The sequence below is a fragment of the Kitasatospora sp. NE20-6 genome (assembly GCF_045862635.1).
Map to the genome: position 1 here is coordinate 180402 of NZ_BPRL01000010.1, position 18918 is coordinate 199319.

Genomic DNA, 18918 nt, shown 5'->3' on the forward strand with positions numbered 1-18918 from the left:
CCATGACCAGTCCCACCCCCGCCAAGCGCTCGTTCACCGACCGCTTCGACGGCGAGAAGATCGTTCTCGGCCTCGCCGCGCCCGTACTGGCCGTACTGCTGTCCGTGGTGATCTGCTCGACCCTGCTGGCGATCTCGGGCAAGGACCCGTTCGACGCCTGGGACGTGATGATCCGGTACGGCACCGCCTCGGACGGCCAGGTGCTGACCCTGAACCGCGCCACGGTGTACTACATCGCCGGCTGCGCGGCCGCGTTCGGCTTCCGGATGAACCTCTTCAACATCGGCGTCGAGGGGCAGTACCGCCTCGGTGTGCTCTTCGCCGCGTTCGTCGGCAGCCAGGTCGACCTCCCGGCGATCCTGCAGATCCCGCTGCTGCTGGTGACCGCCATGGTCGTCGGCGGTCTGTGGGCGAGCATCGCCGGCCTGCTGAAGGTCTACCGCGGCGTCAGCGAGGTCATCTCGACCATCATGCTGAACGCCATCGCGACGGCGGTCGTCGGCCTGCTCCTCATCCCGGGCCGGTTCGCCCCGTCGAAGAGCGCCAACGCCAACGCGATCCAGACCGAACCGATCTCGCAGTCCAGCCACTTCTTCTCGATCGAGACGGCCGGCGGCACGCTCTGGGGCTTCATCTTCGTCGCGGTGCTGATCGGCGTGGTGTTCCAGTTCACCCTGACCCGCACCCGCTTCGGCTTCGACCTGCGGGCCACCGGCCGCTCCGAGAGCGCGGCCAAGGCCTCCGGCGTCAACGTCCGGCGCATGGTGATCACCAGCATGGCGGTCTCCGGTGCACTGGCCGGCCTGATCGGCATCCCGGAGCTGTTGCAGAGCTCCTTCTACTTCGGTCAGAGCATCCAGCTCAACCTGGGCTTCATCGGCATCTCCGTCGCCCTGCTCGGCCGCAACAGCCCGATCGGCATCGCCTTCTCGGCGCTGCTCTTCGCCTTCCTGGACGTCGCCGGCACGCAGCTCCCGCTGCAGGGCGACTACCCCCAGGAGATCGTCCAGGTCATGCAGGGCACCATCGTCATCTGCGTCGTCGTCGCCTACGAGCTGGTGCGCCGCTACGGCCTGAAGCGCCAGCAGCAGAAGGTCGGCGCCGAGCTCGCCGCGCAGGCCGCGGCCGCCGCCAACAAGGAGGTTGCCGCGTGAGCACCGCCACCGCCGCCCGGCCGAAGACGCCGGGCGCCCCCGCGAAGAAGTCCCGTATCACCTGGCCGGTCGTGCTGCTGCTGATCGCCGGGGCCCTCGTGCTGGTCTCCGCCGTCGGTGCGGCGACCGGCAACCACGGCCTGACCGCGTCGGGCCAGATCAGCGCCGCCCTCGGCTCCGCCGTCCCGATCGCGATGGCCGGTCTCGGCGGTCTGTGGTCGGAGCGGGCCGGCGTGGTCAACATCGGCCTCGAAGGCATGATGGTCGCCGGCACCTTCTGCGGTGCCTGGGTGGGCTTCCTGGTCAACCCGTGGGCCGGCCTGCTGGCCGGCATGGCGGGCGGCGCGCTGGGCGGTCTGCTGCACGCCCTGGTGACCGTGACCTTCGGCGTCGACCACATCGTCTCCGGCGTCGGCATCAACCTGCTGATCCCCGGCATCTGCGCCTACGTCAACCGGATCTACTACAAGGACTACGTCGCCGACGGCGCCGGGGCCAACCAGTCGCCCCCGGCCGACTCGCTGCCGAGCATCACGATCCCCGGGCTGTCGACCTTCCTCAAGGACGTCGAGACCCACCACTGGTTCCTGGTGTCCGACGTGGCCGGCATCCTCGGCGGTCTGGTCACCAACCTGTCCGTGGTCATCGTGATCGCCGCCGTGCTGATCGTCGCCAGCTACTTCCTGCTCTGGCGCACGGTCTTCGGCCTGCGGCTGCGGTCGTGCGGCGAGAACCCGACGGCCGCCGAGTCGCTGGGCGTCAACGTCTACAAGTACAAGTACTACGCGGTCATCTGCTCGGGCGCGTTCGCCGGTCTCGCCGGCGCGTACCTCTCGCTGGTCGCGGCGCACTTCTACAAGGACGGCCAGACGCAGGGCCGCGGCTTCATCGGCCTCGCGGCGATGATCTTCGGCAACTGGATGCCGGGCGGCCTCGCCGTCGGCGCCGGCCTGTTCGGCTTCACCGACAGCCTCCAGCTGCGCGACGCCGACAACGTGCACGTGCTGCTGCTCGTCATGGCCATCGCCATGGGCCTGCTGGCCATGTGGCACGGCTACCGCCGGAAGTACACCACCGCGGTCATCAGCCTGGTGGTCGGCGGCGGCCTCGGCCTCTGGTACGCCACCACCGACTCGGTGGAGCGCCCGCTCATCGTCGCGACGCCGTACGTCATCACGCTCGTCGTGCTGTCGCTCGCCGCGCAACGGCTGCGGATGCCCAAGGCGGACGGCCAGATCTACCGCAAGGGCGAGGGCAAGTGACCACCGCGCCCGCACCCGACTGGGAGGCGCTCCGGGCCGCCGCCCGGACGGCCATGGCCCAGGCCTACGCGCCGTACAGCAAGTTCCCCGTGGGGGCGGCGGCCCTGGTCGACGACGGCCGGATCGTCACCGGCTGCAACGTGGAGAACGCCTCGTACGGACTCGGCCTGTGCGCCGAGTGCGGCCTGGTCTCCGCGCTGCACGCGGGCGGCGGCGGCCGGCTGACGGCCTTCACCTGCTGCGACGGTGCGGGCGAGCTGCTGATGCCGTGCGGCCGCTGCCGGCAGCTGCTGTACGAGCACGGCGGGCCCGGACTGCTGGTGGACCTGCCGTCCGGGGTGAAGACCATGGACGAGGTCCTGCCGGACGCCTTCGGGCCGGAGCGGCTCTAGCAGCTCTTCTTGTTACGCGCGTAGAGTGTCGCGGAGGGCCCCTGACCAGGGCCCGCCGCGGCACTCTTCGCTTCTCTCCCGCACCTGCCACACCCTCTTGGAGATCCCATGGACGCCCCCTCCGTCATCCGGACCAAGCGCGACCGCGGTGAACTGACCGACTCCCAGATCGACTGGGTGATCGACGCCTACACCCGCGGCGAGGTCGCCGACGAGCAGATGTCGGCGCTGGCCATGGCGATCCTGCTGAACGGCATGAACCTCCGCGAGATCAGCCGCTGGACGGACGCGATGATCCGCTCGGGCGTCCGCATGGACTTCTCCGCCCTGGGCGTGCCCACCTCCGACAAGCACTCCACCGGCGGTGTCGGCGACAAGATCACCCTGCCGCTCGCCCCGCTGGTCGCCGCCTGCGGCGCCGCCGTCCCGCAGCTCTCCGGCCGCGGCCTCGGCCACACCGGCGGCACCCTCGACAAGCTGGAGTCGATCCCCGGCTGGCGCGCCCTGCTCTCCAACGACGAGATGATGCGGACCCTGCGCGACGCCGGAGCCGTCATCTGCGCGGCGGGCGACGGCCTCGCCCCCGCGGACAAGAAGCTCTACGCCCTGCGCGACGTCACCGGCACCGTCGAGGCGATCCCGCTGATCGCCTCGTCGATCATGTCCAAGAAGATCGCCGAGGGCACCGGCGCGCTCGTCCTGGACGTCAAGGTCGGCTCCGGCGCGTTCATGAAGAACCTCGCCGACGCCCAGGAGCTCGCCCGCACGATGGTCGGCCTCGGCAAGGCCGCGGGCGTCAACACCGTGGCCCTGCTCACCGACATGTCGACCCCGCTCGGCCTCACCGCGGGCAACGCCCTGGAGGTCCGGGAGTCGGTCGAGGTGCTCGCCGGCGGCGGCCCGGCGGACGTCGTCGAGCTCACCCTGGCGCTCGCCCGCGAGATGCTCGACGCGGCCGGCGTGCGCGGCAAGGACCCGGCCGACGCCCTGCGCGACGGATCCGCGATGGACCACTGGCGCCGCATGATCAGCGCCCAGGGCGGCGACGTGGACGCCCCGCTGCCGGTCGCCCGCGAGCAGCACGTGGTCACCGCGCCCGCCTCCGGCGTGCTCACCGAGCTCGACGCGTACGCCGTCGGCGTCTGCGCCTGGCGCCTCGGCGCGGGCCGCGCCCGCAAGGAAGACCCGGTGCAGGCCGGCGCGGGCGTCGAGATGCACGCCAAGCCGGGCGACACCGTGACCGCCGGGCAGCCGCTGCTCACCCTGCACACCGACACCCCCGAGCGCTTCGACTACGCGATCGAGGCGCTGAAGGACGGCATCGGCGTGGCGCCGGCCGGAACGGCGTTCACGCCGGCCCCGATCGTGCTCGACCGCATCGCCTGACCCCGCGCGCTCCGCGCCCCCGTGCACCGGCAGGTGTACGGGGGCGCGGCCGTGACCGGCCGTGGTCGTGCACATGTCTTGACGGTTCGCGGACGGGGGTGGGTTCATAGGCGTGCGCGCCGCCGTGGAGCCGTGAGTGGGAGCGCTCCCACGGATTCGTGGCGGCGCGCACCCCTTCCCACCGGCCCACCCTGCTGGAGGTCATCGATGAAGAAGAACGTGCTCGGCGCCGTCCTTGTCTTATGGTCCCTGCTCCTCGCCCTCGCCGTCGCCCATCCCGCGGGCACCGCCTCGGCCGCCGCCGCGGCCCCCGTCCGGATCATGCCGCTCGGCGACTCCATCACCGGCTCGCCCGGCTGCTGGCGCGCCCTGCTCTGGAACAAGCTCCAGGCCGCGGGCCACACGAACATCGACTTCGTCGGCACCCTCGGACCGCAGGGCTGCTCGGTGTCGTACGACGGCGACAACGAGGGCCACGGCGGCTTCCTGGTCACCAACGTCGCCGCGCAGAACCAGCTGCCGGCCTGGCTCGCCGCCGCCCGGCCCGACATCGTCCTCATGCACTTCGGCACGAACGACGTCTGGAGCAACATCGCCCCGGCGACCATCCTCGCCGCCTACAGCACCCTGCTCGACCAGATGCGGGCCGCCAACCCCGACACCAAGCTGCTGGTCGCCAAGATCATCCCGATGAACCCCAGCACCTGCGCCGAGTGCGCCCAGCGGGCCGAGGCGCTCGACGCGGCGATCCCCGGCTGGGCGGCCGAGCACAGCACCACGCGGTCGCCCGTCGTCCTCGTCGACCAGTGGACGGGATTCAGCACCGCCACCGACACCTACGACGGCGTGCACCCCAACGCGTCCGGCGACGTGAAGATGGCCGACCGCTGGTACCCGGCGCTCGCCGGGCTGCTCGCCGGCGGCACGTCCTCGCCGTCGCCGTCCCCGTCGTCGTCCACCTCCCCGTCGCCGTCGCCCTCGCCTTCGTCCTCGCCCACGCCGAGCCCGACCGTGCCGATGGGCGGCTGCACCGCCACCTTCAAGCCCGTCGGCAGCTGGCAGGGCGGCGGCCAGGGCGAGGTGACGGTCCGCAACAACGGCTCGGCGCCGATCGCCGGGTGGACGGTCGGCGTCGCCTACGGCGGCGGCGAGAAGATCACCCAGCTGTGGAGCGGCACCCTCGCCGCCGACGGGACGACCGTCCGCAACGCCGCGTGGAACGGCACGCTCGCCGCCGGCGCCACCACGGCCTTCGGCTACCTCGTCTCCGCCGCGTCCACCCCGGGCACCCCCGCCCTCACCTGCACCCCGGCCTGACGGTGCGGCCCCTGCGGCGCGCCCGTCGTGCCGCAGGGGCTCAGGCGTACGTCAGCAGACCGGAGGTGTCGATCCGCCAGGGGCCGACCGTCACGGTGTCGCCGAAGGCGAACGGGGTGCGCGAGGTGTAGCCGGGCAGGTCGTGGACGATGCCGGTGCCCTTGCGCGGGTCGACGAGCAGGTAGAGCGGGATGCCCATCGCGGCGTAGTCGCGCACCTTGCCCTCGTAGTCGTTCTCGGGGTTGGACTTCGAGACGATCTCGACGACCAGCAGCACCTCGTGGGGGAGGAGCGACGGCTCCTCCCGCTCCAGCGCCGACTCCGCGAAGACCATGAGGTCCGGGCAGCGGAGGCGGCCCAGTCCGGCGTCCTCCAGGTCGGCGCCGGGGTGGGCCACGTGACCGGGATGGGTCTCGGGGAGCTGCGAGTTGAGTTGCCGGGCGATGCGGAGCACCGCGAGCTCGTGACGTCTGACCGGCGGCATCATCATGACGATCTCGCCGTTGGCGATCTCCACCTTCCCTATCCCCGGTACCTGCGGGAGCCGGTCGGCGATCTCACGCAATCGGGCGAACGTGGCCGGATCGATGCTCATGGCCGGAGCGTAACCGCGGTGGTCGGCACCGGACCGTCCGTTCCCGCGCCCCGTCCGTCGGGGCGGACGGACGGGGCGCGTGCTGCTTCAGCCCGTAGCGAGGGCGCGCCGCTCGACCACGGCCCGCCGGGTCGCGTAGAGCGTGACCCCGGAGGCGAGCACCATCGCCACCAGGCCGACCGCGGCCGCGCCGGACCAGCCGCCCGCGTGGTACGCGTCGGCGCCGAGGGTGCCGCCGAGGCTGTTGCCCAGGTAGTAGGCGATCAGGTAGAGCGCGGACGCCTGGGCGCGGCCGTGCACGGCGGTGCGGCCGACCGAGGACGAGGCGGTGGCGTGGCCGGCGAAGAAGCCCGCGGTGATCAGCACCAGGCCGAGCAGGGCCGCCACGAGCGAGCCCGCCAGCGAGAGCAGCAGCCCCGCGGTGGTGACGCCGATGGCGACGTACAGCGCGCCGCGGCGGCCGAGCCGGGTGGCGAGCAGACCGGCGGAGGCCGAGGACACGGTGCCGACCAGGTAGACGACGAAGATCGACGCGGCGAGCGACTGCGGCAGGTCGAACGGTGCTGCGGTCAGCCGGTAGCCGACGGTGTTGTAGACGGCGCCGAAGACGGCCATGAAGAGCAGCCCGAGCGCGTACAGCCGCAGCAGCAGCGGGTTGCGCAGGTGGGTGCCGACCGTGCGGCCGAGGGTGCGCAGGTCGATCCGCGACGGGGTGAACTGCCGGGCCGCGGGGATCAGGGCGCGGAAGGCCAGCGCGGCGAGGATCGCGAGCACCGCCGAGACCGCCAGGCCCCAGCGCCAGCCCCACGCGGCGCCGGCCCAGCCGGAGACGAGCCGCCCGCTCATCCCGCCGATCGAGTTGCCCGCCACGTAGAGGCCCATCGCCGAGGCCAGGGCCTTCGGGTGGATCTCCTCGGCGAGGTACGCCATGGCGGTGGCGGGCAGCCCGGCGAGCGCGGCGCCCTGCAGCACCCGGAGCACCACGAGGGTGGTGAGGTCGGGGGCGAACGGCAGGGCGAGTGCCAGCAGGGCCGCCGACACGGTCGAGAAGGTCATCACCGCGGTCCGGCCGTACCGGTCGGAGAGCGCGCTCGCCGGCAGCAGGGCCAGGGCGAGGCCGAGGGTGGCCGCGGACGCCGTCCAGCTGGCCTGGCCCGGGGTCAGTCCGAGGTCGGCGGAGAGGATCGGCAGCAGGCCCTGGGTGGAGTACAGCAGGACGAAGGTGGCCACGCCCGCGGCGAAGAGGGCGAGGTTGGCGCGGCGGAAGGCACGGTCGCCGGGCCGGTGCCGGGTGTCCGGCGCGGCGGCGGGTGCGACGCCGGTGGCGGTGGCGGTGGCGGTGGCGGCGGGTGCGGCGGTGGAGGCGGCAGGGTGCGGCGAGGTGGGGGCACCCGGCAGCGTGGCTGCGGATGCCCCGGTACTGGCAGGCGTCATGCGACGACGCTAGGCCCCGCCCGGTTGATGCGTCCAATGCATGAATGGTGGAGAATCGATGCCATGGCGCATGACAGCAGCTCACCGCCGCTCCGCCCGGCGGAGCTCGGCCCGGACTCGCCCGTGGCGCGGATCGCACCGCAGTTGGCGCAGTTCGCGGCGGTCGCCCGGCTGGAGCACGTGACCCAGGCGGCCCAGCTGCTGGGCATGCCGCAGCCCACCCTCTCGCGGGCGGTCGCCCGGCTGGAGGCGGAGCTCGGCGTCGACCTGCTGGCCCGTCAGGGCCGTGCCGTCCGGCTGACCCGGGCGGGCCGGCTGCTGCTGACCTCGGTGGAACGGGCGCTGGCCGAGCTGGAGCGCGGCGCGGAGGCGGTCCGGGCGGAGGCCGACCCGGCGGCCGGCCGCGTGGCGTTCGGGTTCCTCCACACCATGGGGACGGAGGCGGTGCCGGGGCTGCTGCGGGGCTTCCGCGCGTCGCATCCGCGGGTGCGGTTCCAGCTGGTGCAGGACTACGTGGCGGCGATGCTGGAGCGGCTGCGGGCGGGCGAACTCGACCTGTGCCTCGTCTCGCCGCTGCCGGACGCACCGGACCTGACGGCGCGCCCGCTCGACGAGCAGCGGCTGCACCTGGTGGTGCCGGCCGACCACCGGCTGGCGTCCCGTCGCCGGATCCGGCTGGCGGAGGTCGCCGAGGAACCGTTCGTCGCGGTGGAGGAGGGCTACGGGCTGCGGGTGATCACGGACGGCTTCTGCGCGGAGGCCGGGTTCGTGCCGCGGATCGCCTTCGAGGGCGAGGAGGCGGAGACCCTGCGCGGGCTCGTCGCGGCCGGGCTGGGGGTGGCGCTGCTGCCGCCCGCGCTGGTGCCGCGCCCCGGGGTGGTGGAGCTGGAGGTGACGGCGCCGCGGACCCGCCGGGCGATCGGGCTGGCGTGGGTGACGGGCCGGCCGCTGACCCCGCCGGCGGCGGCGTTCCGCGACTTCGTGCTGTCGCGCCGGGGCCGTCTGCTGACGCACGACTGAGGGCCTGCCCCGGCGGTGCGGCCGACGGCGCGACACGGGCGGAGGGAGTAGGAATCTACGCGCGTAGGAGCTACACTCCCGCAATGGAGAAGCAGATCCCGGCCACCGCGGGCACCACCGGCCCCCGCATCCCCACCGCCGACCAGATCGCCCGCGCGCCCAAGGTGCTCCTGCACGACCACCTCGACGGCGGCCTGCGCCCGGACACCGTCGTCGAACTCGCCGCCGCCTGCGGCTACGAGGGCCTGCCCACCACCGACCCGGCCAAGCTCGGCGCGTGGTTCCGCGAGGCCGCCGACTCCGGCTCGCTCGTCCGCTACCTGGAGACCTTCGCGCACACCTGCGCCGTCATGCAGACCCGCCAGGCGCTGGTCAGGGTCGCCGCCGACTGCGCCGAGGACCTCGCCGCCGACGGCGTCGTCTACGCCGAGGTGCGGTACGCCCCCGAGCAGCACCTGGAGGCCGGGCTCACCCTCGACGAGGTCGTCGAGGCCGTCAACGAGGGCTTCCGCCTCGGCGAGGCCAAGGCGCGCGCCGCCGGGCACCGCATCCGGGTGGGCACCCTGCTCACCGCGATGCGGCACGCCGCGCGGTCGACGGAGATCGCGGAGCTCGCCAACCGCTTCCGCGACCAGGGCGTCGTCGGCTTCGACATCGCGGGGGCCGAGGCGGGTCACCCGCCCACCCGCCACCAGGCCGCCTTCGACTACCTCAAGGGCGAGAACAACCACTTCACCATCCACGCCGGCGAGGCCTTCGGCCTGCCCTCCATCTGGGAGGCGCTGCAGTGCTGCGGCGCCGACCGGCTCGGCCACGGCGTGCGCATCGTCGACGACATCGAGGTCGGCGAGGACGGCTCCGTCCGGCTCGGACGGCTCGCCGCGTACGTGCGCGACAAGCGCGTGCCGCTGGAGATGTGCCCCACCTCCAACCTGCAGACCGGCGCCGCCGCCTCGTACGGGGAACACCCGATCGGGCTGCTCAGCCGGCTGAAGTTCCGCGTCACGGTCAACACCGACAACCGGCTGATGAGCGGCACCAGCATGAGCCGCGAGTTCGGGCACCTGGTCGAGGCCTTCGGCTACACCCTGGGCGACATGGAGTGGTTCACCGTCAACGCCATGAAGTCGGCCTTCCTGCCCTTCGACGAGCGACTCGCCATGATCAACGACGTGATCAAGCCGGGCTACGCCGAGCTCAAGGCGGAGTGGCTCTTCGCCGGCGCCTGAGCAGGGCACCTGGGCAGGGCGCCTGAGCAGAGCGCCTGAACCGGGCGGGCCGGGACCGGGCACCTGAACCGGGCGGGCCGGGACCGGGCACCTGGACCGGGCGGGCCGGGGCCGTCGCCGGGGCCCGGCCCTCCGGTGCCTGCCGTCCCGCCCGGGCTCGCCGGCTGCTCCTGCGATCGTCCGACTATTCAGTCCTGTGAGTGACGCTCCGTTGAACCGCATTCGATGTTCTCACTACGGTGTGCCAGTCACTGATGACCCGGTGTGACTCCGGGCGCCGCGAGGCGGCCGGATCACGGGCACCGACGAGGACACGAGGACCAACGCATGAAGCAGGCAACTCTGAAGGCCGCAAGCACCGCCGCTCTCGGCGTCGCGATCGCCGCCGCAGCCGCCGGCACCGCCTCCGCCGCCGCCCCCGGCGGCCTGGGGCTCCCGACCAGCGCGCTGACCAACCCCGGCCTGACCAGTGCGGTGCCCGGCGCCGTCCAGAAGGTGCCCGGCGGCAACGAGGTCACCCAGACCGTCGGCACCCTCAACCCCGAGGTCGCCGGCAAGCTGACGCCGCCCGCCGCCGCGCCCGTCGCCGCCGCCCCGGTCGCCGAGGCGCCCGCCGCGGCTCCGGAGGTCGCGCCGGAGGCGGCCCCCGAGATGGCCCCGGTCGCCCAGGACCGCGCCCTGCCGCCCGTGCCCGGCGCCCAGGGCCTGGAGAAGACCCCGGTCGGCGGTGTCCTCGGCACCCTCAGCGGCCTCGGCGGCGCCACCGGCGGCGGCCTGCCCGGCGTGGGCGGCTGACCCGCTGCAGCCGCACCACGGCGAGGGCCCGCTCCCGGGAGGATTCCGGTGGAGCGGGCCCTCGCCGTGGCTCACGGCAGGTGGCTCGTGGCCGTGGCGGTGACTCACAGTCAGTGGCTCACGGCCAGTGGCTCGTGGCCGTGGCTCACGGCTCCTGCGGGAGCAGCAGCCACAGCGCCAGGTAGATCAGGAACTGCGGGCCCGGCAGCAGGCACGAGACCAGGAAGATGATCCGCACCGTCCACGGGGCCAGGCCGAAGCGCTTGCCCAGCCCGGCGCAGACGCCGGCGATGACGCGGTTGTGGCGGGGGCGGGCGAGCTTGCTCATGACGTGACTCCCGGAGTCCGGCGGCCCGGCCGGTCTCTCCGGCGGGCATGACTCCATCGTGCTCGGCGGGGCCGCTCCGGTCGTCAGCCCCGATACCGATCCACGGCCCTGACATCTCACCGGGTGGGCCGGGCACCGTCTCGGGGTCGGCTCGGGGGCGGACCCGGAGGCCCGGCCGGTTCGCCGAACGGGCAGGGCGCGGTCACGCCCGTCCTGTGCTCCCGGCGCGGCCGTCGACGAGTCCCCGGCCGGCGTCCTCGACCGCGGAGCCTCCGTCACGGGGTGGCACGACCTCCTCGCCGCCGAGGCCGCCCGCCGGGCACCCGCCGCGTGCCGGTCCGGTCCGGTCCGTGCCGGTCCGTGCCGGCGGAGCGGCCGTGCCGCCGGTGGCGGCGCGCCCGACCCGGCCGACGGTCAGCGGCGGGGTGCGGTGTCCGGCAGGCCGAACCGGCCCAGGGGCGCGGTCCGGGGGGCCTGCCCGGCCGACTGCCGGCGGTCGGCCGCGGTGCCGTGCGGTGACCGTCCGCGCAGCCGGAGCAGGGACCGGGCGGCCGGGACGACCGCGAGGTGGCAGACGGCCGCACCGAGGGTGCCGAGGATGATGTCGTCGACGTTCAGCACGTGGCCGGGCGCCCAGCTCTTGAGGATCTCCAGTCCGGTGGCGAGCAGCGCGGTGCCGCCCGCGGTGCGCAGGAACGACGGCAGCCAGGCGGTGCCGAGGCGGCCGACGGCGAGCGGCAGCAGCACCCCGAACGGGGCCAGCGGCAGCAGCCCGGAGGCGAGCTGGCGGGCGCCGGCGGAGCCGCCGAGGGCCAGTGCCCGGTCGACCGAGGCGAGCGGGGTGAGGTTCGCCGGGTACGTCCAGCCCGCCCCGCTGGGGCGCAGCACCAGCACGGCGAGCAGCACCGGGTAGGCCACCAGCAGCAGCCGTGCGACCGCCCGCACGGGGCGGAAGGCGTCCGGCGGCGGTGAGGACCGGTCGGCCGGCGTGTCGTCGCCGGGACGACCGCCGTCGGTCACGGTTCCGGTCCCGCTGCTGGTGAGGGTGCCATGTCGGTGCACACCGGGAGGGACGCGCCCTCCGCGGCGGGTGGTTCCACCGCTCCGGTACGGGCGGGGCGGCGGCGTGTTCAGGGGCAGTGGGAGGCGGAGGGGGTGGGCGTGGGCGAGGCGCTGAAGACGGGCGGGCCGGACGGCGCTCCGCTCGTCGCCGGGCCGCCGGGGGCCTTCGCCGCGCCGGTCGCCGTGCCCGACCCGGGTGCGGGCGGGGCGCTCGGCAGGGCGGCGGCGGCCTTGGGCACCTGGACGGGTGTCGGGCAGGCGGTGCGGCTGGCGGGTGCCCCGGCGTCGACGGGTACGGCGGTCGGCCGGATGCCGCAGCCGGCCGCCGCGCCCGCCAGCAGCACCAGGGCTGCCGTCCTCCGTACCGCTGTCGCCCGCCGGGCCGTCCGGGCCCGTCCCGCCGTCGCCGGTTCCGCCGCCGTCACTGGCCGTCCTCCTGGCTGGGCGGGGTGAGCGGCAGGGTCAGGGTGAAGACCGCGCCGTGCTCCCCGTTGGCGGCGGTGATGGTGCCGCCGTGGATCTGTGCGTTGGCCATCGCGATGGACAGGCCGAGGCCGCTGCCCTCGGAGCGGGCCCGGCCCTTGTCGGCCTTGTAGAAGCGGTCGAAGACGTGCGGCAGCACCTCCTCGGGGATGCCCGGGCCGCTGTCGCGGACCTCGACGACGACCTGCTCGCCGTGCGGCCGGACGACGACGTGCACCGGCGATCCGCCGTGCTTGAGGGCGTTGCCGATGAGGTTGGCGAAGACGACGTCGAGCCGGCGCGGGTCGGCCATCAGCCGGACCCCGCGGGGGGAGTCCACCTCGACGGCGTCGTACCAGGCCCGGCCGTCGATGCACGACATGATGAGGTCGGCGATGTCGACCTCGTCGGCGACGAGCCGCGCGGTGCCGGCGTCGAAGCGGGTCACCTCCATGAGGTTCTCGACCAGGTCGGAGAGGCGCCGGGTCTCGCTGACCACGAGGCGGACGGCCGGTTCGATCATCGGGTCGAGCGAGTCGGCCTCGTCCTCCAGGATGTCCGAGACCGCGGTCATCGCCGTGAGCGGGGTGCGGAGTTCGTGCGACATGTCGGCGACGAAGCGCCGGCTCTGCGCCTCGCGCGCGCTCAACTCCTCGACCTGGTGGGACAGCGACTCCGCGGTGCGGTTGAACGTCCTTGCGAGGTCGGCGAGTTCGTCGCCGCCCTCGACCTCCAGGCGGGTGTCCAGCCGTCCTTCGCCGAGCCGCCTGGCGGCCTCGCCGAGCCGCCGGACGGGCCGCAGCACCGTCGCCGAGGCGGCCTGCGCGAGCAGCGCCGAGCCGATCAGCGCGAGCAGGGTGGCGATCGCCAGCGACCAGCCGAGCGTGTTGAGGTCGGCCCGCTCGTCCTCCAGCGACTTGAACATGTACGCCGTCGGCCCGTCCGGCACCACCCGCGTACCGCCCACCAGGAACGGCCGGTTGCCGAGGTTCACCCGCTGCCAGTACAGGTGGTACGCGTACGGGTTGCCCGGGCCCACCTCGCGCGGGGTGCCGACGGCGCGGCGCAGCGACTCGGGTACGAGGGCGAGCGTGAACTGCGACGGGTCGGACGAGACCCGGCACTCCGGCTGCGCCGGATCGGTCACCACCACGTCGTAGTTGAGCCCGGAGGACGCCACCTGCTGGGCCAGGTAGCCGAGTTCGGAGCAGTCGGGCTGCGAGGGCAGCGCCGACACGTTCCGCGTCAGCGACACCCGGAAGTCGTTCAGGGCGGTGTCCTGGGCGCGCTTGAGCACGGCGTCGCGGTTCAGCCAGTACGCGATGCCGGACGCCGACACGGCGGTGATCAGCGCGACGGCGGCGAACACCGCGATCAGGCGCACCCGCAGCGAACGCAGCCGCAGCCACGGCCCGGACCGGCGCCGCGGGGTCTGGGGGTCAGTCAACAGGTCTCACAGACGACGAAGGAGCGGAGGTCACGACAGGGGCGGGTCGAGCCGGTAGCCGACCCCGCGCACGGTGCGGATCAGCGTCGGCGCGGACGGCACGTCCTCGACCTTCGCCCGTAGCCGCTGCACACAGGCGTCCACCAGCCGGGAGTCGCCGAGGTAGTCGTGCTCCCACACCAGCCGCAGCAGCTGCTGGCGCGACAGCGCCTGCCCCGGCCGGCGGCTCAGCTCCAGCAGCAGCCGCAGCTCGGTCGGCGTGAGCTGCAGGTCCTCGCCGTCCTTGGTGACGGTCATCGCCGAACGGTCGATGACGAGGGTGCCGTACGTCGACGAGTCGGAGCTCTCGCGTTCGCCGCGGCGCAGCACGGCCCGGATCCGCGCGTCGAGGACGCGCGGCTGCACCGGCTTGACCACGTAGTCGTCGGCCCCGGACTCCAGGCCCACCACCACGTCGATGTCGTCGGAGCGCGCCGTGAGCAGGATGATCGGCAGCTGGTCGGTGCGGCGGATGCGCCGACACACCTCGAAGCCGTCGATCCCGGGCAGCATGACGTCCAGCACGATGAGGTCCGGACGCTGCTCCTTGAAGAGCTTCAGTCCGTCCTCGCCCGAGGAAGCGGCGGCCACGCGGTGGCCCTGGCGCGTGAGGGCGAGTTCGAGGCCAATCCGGATGGCGTCGTCGTCCTCGATCAGAAGCAGGAAAGGCACGGGCTCATTCTGGCCCACCCGGGGCCCGGGATCACCCACCCGGGTGGTTGCTGAACGGTCGCGGGAACCGGAAGGACCGCTTCGGGCGTCCGGCGGGGTGTGACAGCGGTGCGGGCGCGTCCCCCGGCTGCTGTGACAGCCCTGTGACAGTCGGCGGACACCGCCATGACGACGGGCGGGCAGGATTTCCCTTGTCACCGAGAACGCGCAGGGTCCGGAACCCGGCCGGGACGGTGGCGGAACCGCACGTACCGACCATGGGGGCGCACGATGAACGCAACGCTTCTGAACCGCAACGCGGCTGTCCGCGCAGCGCGTTCGACCGCGAACCCGCGGACCAGGTACGAGGTGCGGACCGACGAGACGTCCGGTGCCGTGATCGTACGGGGGTGCGCACACCGCACCGGCGCCCACCGCTCAGGCGGCGGGCACGGGGGGGAGCTGTTCGGGATCGGCCGCGGGGGGAACCCGGCCGACAGCGGCTCGACCATGACGCTCCGGGGCATTCTCCCGGTCGGCGGCCAGGGTCGGGACATCCCGACGGGGGACGGCCTGAACGGCAACGGCTCGGGGGAGCCGGACGCCCGACAGGTCGCAGGCACCACGCTGCTGCGGCTCACCCCCGCGGCAGCCGGTGCCGAGGACGGTCGGCAGGGAGGCGCGCAGGGGGAGCGCTCGGCCGAGGCGGAGGACCGGATCGCCGAGTTCACCGCGTACGTGCGCGAGCGCCGCGCCTCCCTGTACGCCACCGCGTACCACCTCACCGGTGACCGCTACGAGGCCGAGGACCTGCTGCAGAGCGCGCTCTTCAGCACCTACCGCGCCTGGGACCGCATCACCGACAAGGCCGCGGTCGGCGGTTACCTCCGCCGCACCATGACCAACCTGCACATCTCCGCCTGGCGGCGCCGCAAGGTCAACGAGTACCCGACCGAGGAACTGCCCGAGCACGCGGGCGACACCGACGCCATGGGCGGCACCGAGCTGCGCGCCGTGCTCTGGCAGGCGCTCGCCAAGCTCCCGGAGAACCAGCGCACCATGCTCGTGCTCCGCTACTACGAGGGCCGGACCGACCCGGAGATCGCCGGCATCCTCGGCATCAGCGTCGGCACCGTCAAGAGCAGCATCTGGCGCGCACTGCGCCGGCTGCGCGACGACGAGCAGCTCAACCGCAACGGCGACACCGCGCACGCCTTCGGCGAGCTCGTCGCCTGACCACAGGACTCCCGTCGGGGGACGGGAAGGGTTCGCGGACGTGTGGCCTGCCGGCTCGGGGGAGGGGCGGCCACGGGGGAACCGCCGCGACCCCGACACGCAGGGGCCCGGTGCCGGGGAGAGGCACCGGGCCCCTGCGCGTCCGACGGCGGGCCGCGCTCAGCCCGCGGCGCGGCCGTCCGCCCGGGCCGCGGCAGCCGCCGAGGCGGCCCGCCGCTCCGTCCGGTAGCGGCCCGGGGCGGTGCCGTACTCCCGCTTGAACGCCCTGGCCAGCGCGAACTCCGTGGCGTAGCCCGTCCGCCGGGCCACCGCGCGCAGCGGCTCGTCGCCCTCGCGCAGCAGCCGGCCGGCCAGGGTCAGCCGCCACCACGTCAGGTACGCCAGCGGCGGCTCGCCCACCAGGGCGCCGAACCGCCGGGCGAACGCGGCCCGGGAGAGGCCGCCCGCCGCACCGAGCTCCGCCACCGTCCAGGCCCGCGCCGGGTCTTCGTGCAGGGCGGCCAGCGCCGCACCGACCGCCGGATCGGTCAGGGCCGCCGCCCACCCCCGCCCCGTGACGGCGTCCTGCCCGCCGTACCAGGCCCGCAGGACGTACAGCAGCGCCGTGTCGAGCAGGGCGGTGGCCGCCGTCCCGCCGCCGGCCAGCGGTCCGGCGAGCTCGCCGTGCAGCAGCTCCACCACGGTGCCCGCCGGCGTGCCGGCCACGGCCAGCCGGACGACCTCGGGCAGCCGGCCCAGCAGCGGATGCGTCCGCTCCCGGTCGAGCAGGTAGGCGCCGCACAGCAGCACGCTCTCCGGGCCCGCGGTCCCCTCCCGCTCCTGCCGGCGTTCGGCCGCAGGGCTGCCGAATTCCACCAGCGCCGTCGCGGGGTGGTCGGCCAGACCGTAGGCGCGGCCGTGGGGCAGCAGGACCAGTTCGCCCGCGGAGACCTGCACGGGCTCCCCGCCCCCGGGCGGCAGCAGCCAGCAGGAGCCGGCCAGCACGGCATGGAACCCGACACCCGCCGAGGCGGGGAAGTGCAGCCCCCACGGCCCGCGGCGGGTCCGGAGTGCGGCGTGCGGCCGCCCCGCGCGCATCGCACCGATCACGTCGCCGAGCACGTCCATGCCGCCGAGCGTACCCGCGAGACGCGCGGACATGACCGGTGGACGCTGCGGCATGGCCCGCCGGGCGGCCGTCGCCGAGCATCGTGAACAGCGGCCCACCGGGGCCGTGGTGACGGAGCGTCACCTTCTGTGGCGAGGAGATGCAGGATGGCCGTGGCTGTGGTGTTCGACGAGACCGGCGGGCCCGAGGTGCTGCGCCTGACCGAGGTGGACCTCGGTGATCCGGGCGAGGGCGAGGTGCTGGTGAGGGTCGATGCGATCGGGCTCAACCGGGCCGAGGCGCTGCTCCGCTCCGGCACGTACTTCTACCCGCCGGTCCTGCCCGGCTCGCGGCTGGGCTACGAGGCGGCGGGCGAGGTGCTGGCCGTCGGCCAGGGGGTGACCGCCTTCGCCCCGGGCGACCAGGTCTGCACGGCCGCGGTCGGGCACCTGAGCACGCACGGCGTGTACGGCGACCGGATCCTGGTCGCCGAGGACGGGCTGCTGCACCGGCCCGGCGGCACCGACGCGGTCACCGGTGCGGCGGTCTGGCTGGCCGGCACGACCGCGTACGGCGCACTGGTCGAGAAGGGCGGGGTGCGGCCCGGGGACACCGTGCTCGTCACGGCGGCGTCCAGCGGGGTCGGCGTGGCGGCGATCCAGACCGCCCGGCACCTCGGGGCGGTGCCGATCGCGGTGACCCGCTCGGCCGCCAAGCGCGACCGGCTGCTGGCCCTCGGTGCCGCCCGGGTGCTCCTCGCGGAGGAGGGAGACCTGCCCGGGCAGGTCGCCCGGGCCACCGGCGGACGCGGCGCCGACATCGTCCTCGACCCGGTGGCGGGGCCCGGACTGGCCGATCTGGCGAGGGCCGTCGCCCCGGGCGGACTGCTCGTGGTGTACGGCTGGCTCGACCCGCGGCCCGCGCCGCTGCCCCTCGACTGGGGCCTGCGCATCCTCGGCTACAACAACCTGGAGGTCGTGGGCGATCCGGCCGCCCGACGCCGGGCGGCGCACTTCCTCGACGCCGGCCTGCGGGCCGGCACGCTCGCCCCGGTGATCGACCGGACCTTCGACCTGACGGAGATCGCCGAGGCCCACCGCCACCTGGAGTCGGGGGCGCACCTCGGCAAGATCGTGGTGACGGTGCGCCACTGACCGGCGGCGGCCCGCGGTGCTGCACGGCGGTGCTGCACGGCGGTGCTGCACTGCGGTGCAGCCGGGGTGCGGCGTGGTGCGGTACCGGGGGGGGGGTCAGGCCGCGGCGGGGGCCGGGGCGGGGCGGCGGTCGGCGAGTGCGCGGATGTTCCGCTCGGCCTCGGGGCCGGCGCAGGCGTACGCGCCGAGGGCGACCTGGCCGGCCACGATGCCGCGCTCGGTGCGCATCAGCCGCCAGCCGCGGCGCAGCAGGTAGGGCACCGACTTGCGGCCCTCGCGGACGTCCCGGCGGAAGCGCCGCCAGGCCGTGGTGGAGGGCTTGTTGCGCAGGCAGATCGCCACGCCGAGCAGGCCCTCGTCGGCGCACGGGCCGGCGAGCTCGGCGGCGAAGATGCCCTCGGCGACGAACGCGGCGGCACCGTGGAGCTCCAGGGTGCGGGTGCCGGTGCGGCCGTTGGCGGGGATCGAGTAGACCGGGATCTCGGCGCGGCCGGTCACGACCAGGGCGCGGATCGCCGCGAGGGCCTGGTCGCGGTGCCAGGAGAGCGGGGAGTCCCAGTCGGTGCCGCCCTCGGGCAGCTCCGGCAGCGTGGGGTCGTCGCCGTCCTTGTAGAAGTCGTCGAGCTGGAGCACCGGCACACCGGCCCGCTCGGCGAGCGAGGACTTCCCCGACCCGGACGGGCCCGACAGCAGGATGACGCGGGCGTGCGGCGTCGACGGGAGGTTCAGCGTGGAGTCACTCACGGGACACCAGTCTGATGCATCAGGGTCGTTCGCCGAAACCGGTCGGGCCGTCCCGGGCCAATCTCACACCGGCCCGCCGCCCGCTGTGCGTCCGGGTGCGACGCACGGGAACCCGCACCCCCGG

At 74.3% G+C, this 18918-nt stretch carries 19 protein-coding genes; 10 read left to right on the forward strand and 9 right to left on the reverse strand.

Annotated features, from left to right (window positions below; translation table 11 throughout):
- The first annotated feature begins 2 nt into the window (after window positions 1–2).
- The 5 genes from SNE206_RS11605 (at window position 3) to SNE206_RS11625 (ending at window position 5511) form a co-directional block, all read left to right on the forward strand.
- Window positions 3–1154: an ABC transporter permease gene (locus SNE206_RS11605; RefSeq protein ID WP_407913209.1), complete on the forward strand. Its 1152-nt coding sequence runs from the start codon at window positions 3–5 to the stop codon at window positions 1152–1154.
- Window positions 1151–2416, forward strand: a complete 1266-nt coding sequence (locus SNE206_RS11610) for an ABC transporter permease (protein WP_407913210.1) — start codon at window positions 1151–1153, stop codon at window positions 2414–2416. The genes SNE206_RS11605 and SNE206_RS11610 overlap by 4 nt, the downstream gene beginning before the upstream one ends.
- Entirely contained in the window at window positions 2413–2808 is a 396-nt protein-coding gene (locus SNE206_RS11615) for a cytidine deaminase (RefSeq protein ID WP_407913211.1), read from the forward strand. The genes SNE206_RS11610 and SNE206_RS11615 overlap by 4 nt, the downstream gene beginning before the upstream one ends.
- Before the next feature lie 108 nt (window positions 2809–2916).
- Complete coding sequence (locus SNE206_RS11620; protein WP_407913212.1) at window positions 2917–4194, forward strand: thymidine phosphorylase; 1278 nt, start codon at window positions 2917–2919, stop codon at window positions 4192–4194.
- A gap of 207 nt (window positions 4195–4401) precedes the next feature.
- The gene (locus tag SNE206_RS11625) at window positions 4402–5511 is read left to right on the forward strand and encodes a GDSL-type esterase/lipase family protein (RefSeq protein ID WP_407913213.1); all 1110 of its coding nucleotides are present in this window, start codon (window positions 4402–4404) and stop codon (window positions 5509–5511) included.
- 40 nt (window positions 5512–5551) lie between these two features.
- Here SNE206_RS11625 and SNE206_RS11630 read toward each other — a convergent pair whose 3' ends face one another.
- A complete protein-coding gene (locus SNE206_RS11630; protein WP_407913214.1) occupies window positions 5552–6106 on the reverse strand; it encodes a Uma2 family endonuclease in 555 nt (184 codons plus the stop codon).
- Window positions 6107–6193: 87 nt separating this feature from the next.
- The gene (locus SNE206_RS11635; protein ID WP_407913215.1) at window positions 6194–7540 is read right to left on the reverse strand and encodes an MFS transporter; all 1347 of its coding nucleotides are present in this window, start codon (window positions 7538–7540) and stop codon (window positions 6194–6196) included.
- 63 nt (window positions 7541–7603) lie between these two features.
- On the opposite strand from SNE206_RS11635, the gene SNE206_RS11640 reads away from it, so the two are divergent.
- From SNE206_RS11640 to SNE206_RS11650, 3 genes are all read left to right on the forward strand, one after another.
- Window positions 7604–8560, forward strand: coding sequence for a LysR family transcriptional regulator (locus SNE206_RS11640; RefSeq protein WP_407913216.1), 957 nt, complete (start codon window positions 7604–7606; stop codon window positions 8558–8560).
- An 83-nt stretch (window positions 8561–8643) separates the two neighbouring features.
- The gene (locus SNE206_RS11645) at window positions 8644–9789 is read left to right on the forward strand and encodes an adenosine deaminase (protein ID WP_407913217.1); all 1146 of its coding nucleotides are present in this window, start codon (window positions 8644–8646) and stop codon (window positions 9787–9789) included.
- Window positions 9790–10116: 327 nt separating this feature from the next.
- The gene (locus tag SNE206_RS11650) at window positions 10117–10584 is read left to right on the forward strand and encodes a hypothetical protein (protein ID WP_407913218.1); all 468 of its coding nucleotides are present in this window, start codon (window positions 10117–10119) and stop codon (window positions 10582–10584) included.
- Window positions 10585–10729: 145 nt separating this feature from the next.
- Here the strand turns inward: SNE206_RS11650 and SNE206_RS11655 are convergent, their stop codons facing one another.
- From SNE206_RS11655 to SNE206_RS11675, 5 genes are all read right to left on the reverse strand, one after another.
- A complete protein-coding gene (locus SNE206_RS11655) occupies window positions 10730–10912 on the reverse strand; it encodes a PspC domain-containing protein (RefSeq protein ID WP_405013001.1) in 183 nt (60 codons plus the stop codon).
- 414 nt (window positions 10913–11326) lie between these two features.
- On the reverse strand, window positions 11327–11932 hold the full coding sequence (locus SNE206_RS11660; RefSeq protein ID WP_407913219.1) for a VanZ family protein: 606 nt from the start codon (window positions 11930–11932) through the stop codon (window positions 11327–11329).
- 110 nt (window positions 11933–12042) lie between these two features.
- Complete coding sequence (locus SNE206_RS11665; protein WP_407913220.1) at window positions 12043–12399, reverse strand: hypothetical protein; 357 nt, start codon at window positions 12397–12399, stop codon at window positions 12043–12045.
- Window positions 12396–13883, reverse strand: a complete 1488-nt coding sequence (locus SNE206_RS11670; RefSeq protein ID WP_407913221.1) for an ATP-binding protein — start codon at window positions 13881–13883, stop codon at window positions 12396–12398. Before SNE206_RS11670 ends, SNE206_RS11665 begins: the two co-directional genes overlap by 4 nt.
- Window positions 13884–13913: 30 nt before the next feature.
- Window positions 13914–14594 (reverse strand): response regulator, encoded by a 681-nt coding sequence (locus SNE206_RS11675; protein ID WP_407913222.1) that lies wholly within the window; start codon window positions 14592–14594, stop codon window positions 13914–13916.
- 270 nt (window positions 14595–14864) lie between these two features.
- Here SNE206_RS11675 and SNE206_RS11680 point away from each other — a divergent pair, with 270 nt between their 5' ends.
- Window positions 14865–15809, forward strand: coding sequence for a SigE family RNA polymerase sigma factor (locus tag SNE206_RS11680; protein ID WP_407913223.1), 945 nt, complete (start codon window positions 14865–14867; stop codon window positions 15807–15809).
- Between the two features lie 159 nt (window positions 15810–15968).
- On the opposite strand, the gene SNE206_RS11685 is transcribed toward SNE206_RS11680, so the two are convergent.
- Window positions 15969–16949, reverse strand: coding sequence for an AraC family transcriptional regulator (locus tag SNE206_RS11685; protein WP_407913224.1), 981 nt, complete (start codon window positions 16947–16949; stop codon window positions 15969–15971).
- 114 nt (window positions 16950–17063) lie between these two features.
- Between SNE206_RS11685 and SNE206_RS11690 the strand changes: the two genes are divergently transcribed.
- Window positions 17064–18050 carry a zinc-dependent alcohol dehydrogenase family protein gene (locus tag SNE206_RS11690; protein ID WP_407913225.1) on the forward strand — a complete coding sequence of 329 codons (987 nt, stop codon included), beginning with the start codon at window positions 17064–17066 and terminating at the stop codon, window positions 18048–18050.
- Window positions 18051–18146: 96 nt separating this feature from the next.
- On the opposite strand, the gene SNE206_RS11695 is transcribed toward SNE206_RS11690, so the two are convergent.
- Window positions 18147–18794, reverse strand: coding sequence for an ATP-binding protein (locus tag SNE206_RS11695; protein ID WP_407913226.1), 648 nt, complete (start codon window positions 18792–18794; stop codon window positions 18147–18149).
- Between the last annotated feature and the right edge of the window lie 124 nt (window positions 18795–18918).

Coding starts and splice junctions, on each gene's coding strand:
- SNE206_RS11605 (WP_407913209.1), top strand. CDS start 3: ATGACCAGTCCCACCCCCGCCAAGCGCTCGTTCACCGACCGCTTCGAC.
- SNE206_RS11620 (WP_407913212.1), top strand. CDS start 2,917: ATGGACGCCCCCTCCGTCATCCGGACCAAGCGCGACCGCGGTGAACTG.
- SNE206_RS11625 (WP_407913213.1), top strand. CDS start 4,402: ATGAAGAAGAACGTGCTCGGCGCCGTCCTTGTCTTATGGTCCCTGCTC.
- SNE206_RS11630 (WP_407913214.1), bottom strand. CDS start 6,106: ATGAGCATCGATCCGGCCACGTTCGCCCGATTGCGTGAGATCGCCGAC.
- SNE206_RS11635 (WP_407913215.1), bottom strand. CDS start 7,540: ATGACGCCTGCCAGTACCGGGGCATCCGCAGCCACGCTGCCGGGTGCC.
- SNE206_RS11640 (WP_407913216.1), top strand. CDS start 7,604: ATGGCGCATGACAGCAGCTCACCGCCGCTCCGCCCGGCGGAGCTCGGC.
- SNE206_RS11645 (WP_407913217.1), top strand. CDS start 8,644: ATGGAGAAGCAGATCCCGGCCACCGCGGGCACCACCGGCCCCCGCATC.
- SNE206_RS11650 (WP_407913218.1), top strand. CDS start 10,117: ATGAAGCAGGCAACTCTGAAGGCCGCAAGCACCGCCGCTCTCGGCGTC.
- SNE206_RS11655 (WP_405013001.1), bottom strand. CDS start 10,912: ATGAGCAAGCTCGCCCGCCCCCGCCACAACCGCGTCATCGCCGGCGTC.
- SNE206_RS11680 (WP_407913223.1), top strand. CDS start 14,865: ATGAACGCAACGCTTCTGAACCGCAACGCGGCTGTCCGCGCAGCGCGT.
- SNE206_RS11685 (WP_407913224.1), bottom strand. CDS start 16,949: ATGTCCGCGCGTCTCGCGGGTACGCTCGGCGGCATGGACGTGCTCGGC.
- SNE206_RS11690 (WP_407913225.1), top strand. CDS start 17,064: ATGGCCGTGGCTGTGGTGTTCGACGAGACCGGCGGGCCCGAGGTGCTG.